The following is an 8,066-nucleotide window of genomic DNA, read 5'->3' as shown; positions in this document are numbered from 1 at the left end:
CACAACGGCAGCATTCTTTTGAAGAAATGGGAGGACTGAGCCATGGGCTTGCAGTATAACTCCGACGAAATCGCCCAGATTCTCCCCCACCGTTATCCCTTTGCTCTGGTGGACCGCATTGTGGACGGCGAGGCGGGAAAGTGGGCCAAGGGGATTAAGTGCGTCACGGTAAACGAGCCGTTTTTTCAGGGGCACTTTCCTCAAAAGCACGTGATGCCCGGCGTTTTGATGATCGAGGCCATGGCACAGGTAGGGGGCGTTGCCGTGCTGGCTCTGCCGGAAAACCGGGGGAAAATTGCCCTGATGGGAGCTGTGAAAAACGCCCGTTTTAAGCGGCAGATAACCCCCGGCGACGTATTGGAGATCACCTGCACCCTGACAAAGCAGCGCGGCCCGGTTGGAATCGGCGAGGCGGAGGTTCGGGTAGACGGCGTGTTGGCCGCCACAGCGGAGCTGACCTTTGCCATCGGGCAGTGAAAACCGCGTTTGAATCCCAGTCGTAACGCCCTAAAGGGCATAAATTCTAAAAAGGGTGGTTTTTGCCGTGCTGGATCAGCTTTTTTTTGAGGTGTATAGCAAATTTAAGCTGCATTTTTATCAGGAGATTTTGACCGGCTTTCAGTCCCGTGAGGCCAGCCTGTCCACCATAGAAACCTTTTGTATGGAATCCATTCAGGCGCTGAAAAGTCCCACCATCAACGAGTTTGCATCGTTTCTGCATATCTCCCCCTCCAATGCCGCCTACAAGGTCAACAGTCTGGTGAAAAAGGGTTATGTGGACCGGGTGCAGTCTCCGGAGGACCGACGGGAGTTTCACCTGCGGGTGACGCAGAAGTATATTGATTACTACAACATCAGTTCCTCCTACGTGCGAGAGGTGACGGAGCGGATGCAGCGGCGCTTTCCCCCCCACGACTGCGCAAAGCTGGAGGAGATGCTGCGCATCATCAGCGGCGAGCTGATGCCGGAGGTGGTGCTGCCGGAGATTCCCGCCATCGAATAAAGCATCGCAAAAACCCGGGAGCGCCCATAAGAGCGCTCCCGGGTTTCATTCTTTTAAAATTCTTACTTGTGGTCCACCGAAGCCATATAGCTGGCCAACTCCACCATCTTGGTGGAATAGCCGAACTCGTTGTCATACCAGGAGACAACCTTGACAAAGGTGTCCGTCAGGGCAATGCCTGCCTTGGCGTCGAAGATAGAGGTGCGGGAATCCCCCAGGAAGTCCGAAGAAACGACCTCGTCCTCGGTATAGCCCAAAACGCCCTTCAGCTCCCCCTCGGAGGCGGTCTTCATGGCCTTGCAGACCTCTTCATAGGTGGCGGGCTTTTCCAGATTGACGGTCAGGTCCACCACGGACACGTCCAGCGTGGGAACACGCATGGACATACCGGTAAGCTTGCCGTTCAGGTCGGGAATGACCTTGCCCACGGCCTTTGCCGCGCCGGTGGTGGAGGGAATGATGTTTCCGCAGCCCGCCCGGCCGCCGCGCCAATCCTTCATGGAAGCGCCGTCCAGAATCTTCTGGGTGGGGGTGACGGAGTGAACGGTGGTCATCAATCCGTCCTTGATGCCAAAGCTCTCGTGGAGCACCTTGGCAATGGGGGCAAGGCAGTTGGTGGTGCAGGAGGCGTTGGACACAAACTGCATATCTGAGGTGTACTTTTTGTTGTTCACGCCCATGACGAACATGGGGGTGTCATCTTTAGAGGGAGCGCCCATGATCACGTGCTTTGCGCCCGCGTCGATGTGGCCTTGGCACTTCTCCTTTGTCAGGTGCTGCCCGGTGCACTCGCAGACATACTCCGCGCCCGCGTCGCCCCAGGGGATGCTGCCCACTTCCTTCTCCGCGTACACGGCAATGCGCCGCCCGTTGACAATCAGTGCGCCGTCCTCATGGGACACCTCGCCCTGAAACCGGCCATGGACCGTGTCATAGCGCAGCATATAGGCCATATAGTCAGGGGTCATGAACGGGTCGTTCACCGCCACAACCTCCACATCGTCCCGGGTCATTGCGACGCGAAAAACCAGACGACCAATGCGGCCGAAGCCATTAATTCCAATTTGAACCTTCATAAGGAAACGTCTCCTTTCAAATTCGGCTGCTGAAAACCGATTGCGCAACCGTTTTTGTTAATCGTTTACATTTGAATAGTATCACAACTCGCTTGCCTTTGCAACTGTCAAAACCATAAGATTTTTTATAGTTACTTGTATAAATCCAATAATTTTTGAAAAATTTGCACAATTTTGCGTTTAAAATCGCCGCAGGGCCTTGACGTTGCAACGGAAGGAGCATATACTAAGCACTAATTAAAGGATTACGTAATGCCGACACAGCTTGCGCAAACTCCACAGTCCGCAAAACGCGGTGTCTGGGCTGTGGCGGCACGACGTACCCACGCTTAACCGTTCCCGTCTCCGGGTATTGGGACAAGCGAATCTACGTGAGAAAGGAGCGGTTCTCCACGATGAAAGTGACCATCAGCGATGTGGCAAAGCTTGCCGGCGTGTCCACGGCCACCGTCTCCCACACCATCAACAACACGCGCTACGTCTCGGAGGAGACAAGGGAAAAGGTTTACGCAGCCATTTCCCGTCTAGGCTATACACCGGATGCCTCCGCCCGGAGCTTCCGCACCGGGAAGCGGAAAACCATCGGCTTTATCGTGCCGGACATCTCCAACAAATTTTTCGCCACCATGATCGAATCGGTGGAAAATTATCTGGCTGCTGCGGGATATCACCTGATCATTGCCAACACCAAGGAGGACATGGACCGCGAGGAACGGAACATTCGCCTGCTGTCCGCCGGTCTTGTGGACGGGTTGCTCATTGCCAGCACCATGGACAGTTTCCAGCGGCTGGACAGCCTGATTCCCGCGGGCTTTCCCGTGGTGCTGGTGGACCGGGTGTTTGGCGAGAAAAAATTCACCTCCGTGTGCGTGTCTAATTTCCAGCCTATCTACCGCAGCGTATGCCGCCTGGTGGGCAAAGGAGACCGGCGCATCGGCATTATCGGCGGCCTTCCCCGCCTGTCCTCCACGCAGGAGCGCGTCTCTGCCTATCAGCAGGCCATTTCAGACTGCGGTTTGGAGGCGGACGCGTCGCTGATCCGCTACGGAGACTCCATGGAAAACAGCGCCCACGGCTGCCTTGACGAGCTTTTGGAGCAGCATTGCGACGCGGTGATCGTCACCAACGGCCTGATGGCTTCGGAGTCTATCATTCACCTGCACCGCAAGGGCGTGCAGCTTGCCCGGGACATTGACCTTGTGAGCTTTGTGGATTATGAATCGGACTTTTACGAGCTTTACGCCAACCAGATTGACTCCATTGTCCAGCCTGTGGACGAGTTGGGAAACATCGCCGGGGAAGAGATTTTGAAGCGGGTGGAAGACCCGGACGCGCCGATTTTTGAAAAGGTGCTCACTTCCGCTTATCGCCCCTATGATGTGCCAAAGTCCAAAAATGATTCGGACGGCTAAAGAGATCAAACCGCTCTCCTGATGATCTCTTCAAAAAATCTTCTATAACTTTTTTGAAGCGTCCTAAAAATTTTCTTTTAATTTTAAAGAATCAGTTGGTCGCATGTGCACGATAGTAAAAAGCGCGCCGCCGGAAATCCGGCGGCGCGCTTTTCAATTGATATGGCCCAAAGGCTTTACAGGGCGGCCTTGATGTCCTCTGCGATCTGACCGGCGGTAAGGCGGTATTCCCGCAAAACGTCCTCCGCCTTGCCGGACTGTCCGAAGCGGTCGTTGACGCCCAGCTTCTTGAACTTGCAGGCAACCTTGCCCATCAGCACGTCCGCCACCGCGTCTCCCAGACCGCCGATGACGCTGTGCTCTTCCACGGTGACCACCGCACCGCACTTTTGTGCGTATTCCGTGACGCAGGCCGCGTCGATGGGCTTAATGGTGTGGACATTGACCACGCTGACGCAAATGCCGTCGGCTTCCAGAAGCTTTGCGGCCTCCAGACATTCGGACACCATCAGCCCGCAGGTAAAGACAGCCGCGTCGGGTCCCTCCCGCATGACGTTTGCCTTGCCGATTTCAAAGGGATAGTCTTCCTCGAACACCGGAGAAGCCAGCCGCGCCAGCCGGAGATAGGCGGGGCCTTCCTGCTCCGCCAGCGCAAAGACGGCCTTTTTCGCCTCTTTCGCATCGGCGGGAACAATCACCGTCATGCCGGGAATCACCCGCATCAAAGCCAAATCCTCAATGGCCTGATGACTTCCGCCGTCCTCTCCCACGGAGACGCCCGCGTGGGTCATGCAAAGCTTCACGTTGAAATGAGGGTAGGCCACAGAATTGCGCACCTGCTCATAAGCGCGGCCCGCGCCGAACATGGCGAAGGTGGAGCAAAAGGGAATCAGCCCCATGGTGGACATTCCCGCGGACACCGACACGAGGTTGCTCTCGGCGATGCCCATATTGTAGTGGCGGTCAGGGTACACCTTTTGAAACTTTGCGGTCTGGGTGGCGTTGGCCAAATCCGCGTCCAGAACCACCACCTTGTCGTTCTGCGCACCCAGCTCAATCAGCGCCTCGCCGTATGCGGCGCGGGTTGCGATTTTTTCTGCCATCTTACATTCCCTCCAGTTCCGCGAGGGCCGCGGCCCGCTGCTCTTCATTGGGGGCCTTGCCGTGCCAGCCCACCTGATTTTCCATAAAGGACACGCCCTTGCCCTTCAAGGTGTGTGCAAGAATGCACCGGGGCTTGTCGGGAACGGCGGGACGGGCCAGCGCCTCCACCACGGCGGCAATATCGTTGCCGTCTGCCAGCTCAATGAGGTCGAAGCCGAAAGCCCGCAGCTTGGCGGGCAAATTACCAAGGCTCATGACCGACTCGTTGGACCCGTCAATCTGAAGGCCGTTGTTGGCCAACAAAATGGGGAGAGTGTCCAGCTTGTAGTGGGCGGCTGACATAAACGCTTCCCATAGCTGGCCCTCCTGCGCCTCTCCGTCGCCGCACATGGCAAAGACCCTGGTGTCTTTTTTCAGGTGCTTTGCGCCTAGCGCCATGCCCACCGCGATGGACACGCCCTGCCCCAAAGAGCCGGTGGACGCGTCCACTCCGGGAACCTTTTTCACGTCGGGATGCCCCTGAAGAATGGCATGGAGCTGGCGGAAGCTTTTAAATTCCTCCTTGGGGAAAAAGCCCAGCTCGCCCAGCACTCCGTAGTAGCAGGGGGAGGCGTGGCCCTTGCTCAGGACGAAGCGGTCCCGGTCCGGGTCGTGGGGATGTTTGGGGTCCACCCGCATCTGGGTGCAAAACGCGGCGCTCATCAGCTCCACCGCGGAGAGCGAGCCGCCGGGGTGTCCGCTGCCCGCGTCGGCGGTCATGTTGATGATGTCCCTCCGGACCGCGGCGCAGAATTTTTCCAGCTCTTGCGTCGTCATATTCTTCCTCCGTATTCCCAATGAATTTGGGTTGTATTCCTAAGTTTCTACGGTATCACAAGTGTCTCTGCGTGTCAAGAAAGACCCCGATTGAATTGCCAACGGAAACGAGCTGTTCTTTATTCCGAGATATCATAATTCTCCAGCGGCTTATAATTCGCCGCTGCCTCCTTGAACATCTCAAGCGCCCCCTGCATATCGGAGGTATCACCTTTATCCGTAAGCATGACGGCAGAAATATTTGTCGGAAGCTCCTCTGCGTTTCCAAGAAACTCGTCCACCTTACGCACATAAGCGTCATCTGTTGTCTCATTTCCTTCAACGCGGTACCGATAGCTCTTTTCATCAGGAAACGCAGGGTCTGCTTCCTCCTCCACAAAGGCAAGCTCCTTCAGTGAAAGCAGATCCCCTTGAACAAAGCTGATATAGGCTTCATAGGCATAACCTTCTGTACTGTTTGAAGAAATGCAATAATATGCAAGCTGCCTCGACTCCGTTTTAATCAGATGAAACATATTCGCATCGCTGCCAAAAATGCTGACAGGTGTGAACCCGCCGTTAAACATGGACGCGGCTGATACGCAAACAACCTGACCATTTGCATCAATGTCAAAGATGTTAATACCGTTTGATGCACCTGACCCGGGATCAAACAAAATCAGTTCTGGAGTACCGTCCACGTTCAAATCCGCAAGCCCTGCGCCGTTAACCGCAATGTTCAGCGCCTCGGGCAGCTCTTCCCCATTGGTCAAGAAGGCGGTATACGCGGATTCCCAAGCAGCCTGCCCGACCGATTCCTGCCCTGCGGAGCTGGACGAGGATTCGGCATCTATGGGCGGGAGAGAGCTGGTCCTGTTTTGACCGCATCCCGCAAGCGCTAAAGCGATCATGGTTACAGTAAATATTTTTTTCACAAGAAAGAACCTCCACAGTTTGTGTCTCACAACGCATTGGCACATTACCTTTGTTCCCAATTACACCACAGGCACAGCGCATCCCGCGATATAATTGCATCAACGGCATTTGCCACATAAGTCCGGCTAAATAACCGTCTGTCATTATTGTATCACAAATTATCAGCAAACTCCACGGCCGTGCCACAGGGCACCGCATTTCGAGGCGTATCAGTCTCTCCCCTGCCGTCCGCCCTCTTTCCTCCGCCAAACCTTTCTCACAGGGGCTTGCGGGTTAGGCCACGGGCCGCTATAATGAGAAAAAACATCAAAAACAGGGGGACGCAGGATGGAAACGAGACGCGAGCGCGACACCATGGGAGAAATTTTGGTTCCGGCGGAACGCCGCTGGGGCGCCCAGACTCAGCGGAGCCTTGAAAACTTTAAAATCGGCACGGAAAAAATGCCCCAGGAAATTATTGGGGCTTTTGCTTATTTAAAGGAAGCCTGCGCCAAGGCCAACGCGGACTTCGGCAAGCTGACGGCGGAGCAGACGAAAATCATCTCTTCCGTGTGCGGCGAAATCCGCGCCGGACAGTGGGACGAGGAATTTCCTCTGGTGGTGTGGCAGACGGGGTCCGGCACCCAGACCAACATGAATATTAACGAGGTGATTTCTCATTTAGCGACGGAGCGGGGAACTCCCCTCCACCCCAACGACCATGTGAACGCCTCCCAGTCCAGCAACGACACGTTTCCCTCCGCCCTGCACATCGCGGCGGTGCTGGCAGCGGAAGCGGGCGTGCTGCCCGCCGCAAAACGGCTGAGTGGGGCCTTTGCCCGGCTGGAACGGGAAAACGAGGACATTATCAAAATCGGACGCACCCATTTGCAGGACGCAACCCCCCTGCGGTTCTCTCAGGAAATTTCCGGCTGGCGGGAGCTGGTGGACGCGCCCTGCCGGATGCTGAAAACGGCTCTTTCAGAGCTTCGCCGCCTTGCCATCGGCGGCACCGCCGTGGGCACGGGGCTGAACGCACCCCAAGGGTTTGACGCCAAGGTCTGCGCCTGTCTCTCAGAGCTGAGCGGCACGGAATTTGTCCCGGACGAAAACAAGTTCCACGCCTTGACCTCTAAAGACGCGCTGGTGTTTGCCCATGGGGCGCTGAAAGCCCTTGCGGCAAATCTCATGAAAGTTGCCAACGATGTGCGGTGGTATGCCTCCGGCCCCCGCTGCGGACTGGGGGAGCTTCATATTCCCGAAAACGAACCGGGCAGCTCCATCATGCCCGGAAAGGTGAACCCCACACAGTGCGAGGCGGTGACGATGGTGGCCGTGCAGGTGATGGGGAACGACGCGGCAATCGGCTTTGCCGCGTCTCAGGGAAACTTTCAACTCAACGTGTTTCTTCCGGTGTGCGCTCAAAACTTTTTGCAGTCCGCCCGCTTGCTGGCGGACGCGATGGACTCCTTCCGGGTCCACTGTATGGAGGGCCTCACCGCCGACCGGGAGCGGATGGAGCAGAATCTCCGCGGCTCTTTGATGCTGGTGACTTGTCTCACGCCGCAAATCGGTTATGAAAAGGCGGCGGAGTGCGCCAAGCAGGCCCTTCGGGACGGGACGACGCTGAAAGAGGCCGCCCTTTCTCTGGGCCTGTTGAGCGAGGCGGAATTTGACGAGGCCGTGCGCCCCGAGAAAATGGTCTAAGCCGCTTTCTATCTTTTTCTGTGAGCACTTCCATCCAATCGCAGATTTTCACAA

The 8,066-nt window shown here is 56.3% G+C and carries 8 protein-coding genes; 4 read left to right on the top strand and 4 right to left on the bottom strand.

Going from position 1 to position 8,066, the window contains the following annotated elements; genetic code table 11:
- Positions 1–42: 42 nt before the first annotated feature.
- Both fabZ and RTK01_RS06455 read left to right on the top strand, forming a co-directional pair.
- Positions 43–477: a 3-hydroxyacyl-ACP dehydratase FabZ gene (gene fabZ / locus RTK01_RS06460; protein ID WP_312280187.1), complete on the top strand. Its 435-nt coding sequence runs from the start codon at positions 43–45 to the stop codon at positions 475–477.
- A 67-nt stretch (positions 478–544) separates the two neighbouring features.
- Positions 545–1,003 carry a MarR family winged helix-turn-helix transcriptional regulator gene (locus RTK01_RS06455; RefSeq protein WP_293009437.1) on the top strand — a complete coding sequence of 153 codons (459 nt, stop codon included), beginning with the start codon at positions 545–547 and terminating at the stop codon, positions 1,001–1,003.
- A 62-nt stretch (positions 1,004–1,065) separates the two neighbouring features.
- Here RTK01_RS06455 and gap read toward each other — a convergent pair whose 3' ends face one another.
- Positions 1,066–2,079 carry a type I glyceraldehyde-3-phosphate dehydrogenase gene (gap, locus tag RTK01_RS06450; protein ID WP_312280186.1) on the bottom strand — a complete coding sequence of 338 codons (1,014 nt, stop codon included), beginning with the start codon at positions 2,077–2,079 and terminating at the stop codon, positions 1,066–1,068.
- A 395-nt stretch (positions 2,080–2,474) separates the two neighbouring features.
- Here gap and RTK01_RS06445 point away from each other — a divergent pair, with 395 nt between their 5' ends.
- Positions 2,475–3,491 carry a LacI family DNA-binding transcriptional regulator gene (locus RTK01_RS06445; protein ID WP_312280185.1) on the top strand — a complete coding sequence of 339 codons (1,017 nt, stop codon included), beginning with the start codon at positions 2,475–2,477 and terminating at the stop codon, positions 3,489–3,491.
- A 176-nt stretch (positions 3,492–3,667) separates the two neighbouring features.
- On the opposite strand, the gene RTK01_RS06440 is transcribed toward RTK01_RS06445, so the two are convergent.
- The 3 genes from RTK01_RS06440 to RTK01_RS06430 all read right to left on the bottom strand — a co-directional run bounded on the left by RTK01_RS06440 (position 3,668) and on the right by RTK01_RS06430 (position 6,325).
- The gene (locus RTK01_RS06440) at positions 3,668–4,594 is read right to left on the bottom strand and encodes a transketolase family protein (RefSeq protein ID WP_312280184.1); all 927 of its coding nucleotides are present in this window, start codon (positions 4,592–4,594) and stop codon (positions 3,668–3,670) included.
- Between the two features lies 1 nt (position 4,595).
- Positions 4,596–5,411 (bottom strand): transketolase, encoded by an 816-nt coding sequence (locus RTK01_RS06435; RefSeq protein WP_312280183.1) that lies wholly within the window; start codon positions 5,409–5,411, stop codon positions 4,596–4,598.
- 119 nt (positions 5,412–5,530) lie between these two features.
- Positions 5,531–6,325: a hypothetical protein gene (locus RTK01_RS06430; RefSeq protein WP_312280182.1), complete on the bottom strand. Its 795-nt coding sequence runs from the start codon at positions 6,323–6,325 to the stop codon at positions 5,531–5,533.
- Between the two features lie 328 nt (positions 6,326–6,653).
- Here RTK01_RS06430 and fumC point away from each other — a divergent pair, with 328 nt between their 5' ends.
- A complete protein-coding gene (gene fumC / locus RTK01_RS06425) occupies positions 6,654–8,012 on the top strand; it encodes a class II fumarate hydratase (protein WP_312280181.1) in 1,359 nt (452 codons plus the stop codon).
- Positions 8,013–8,066 lie beyond the last annotated feature (54 nt).

Source organism: Oscillibacter sp., assembly GCF_031978065.1.
Lineage (GTDB): Bacteria > Bacillota > Clostridia > Oscillospirales > Oscillospiraceae > Oscillibacter.
Note: the sequence above shows the minus strand (reverse complement) of the source record. Positions and strands in the feature narration are given on the sequence as shown.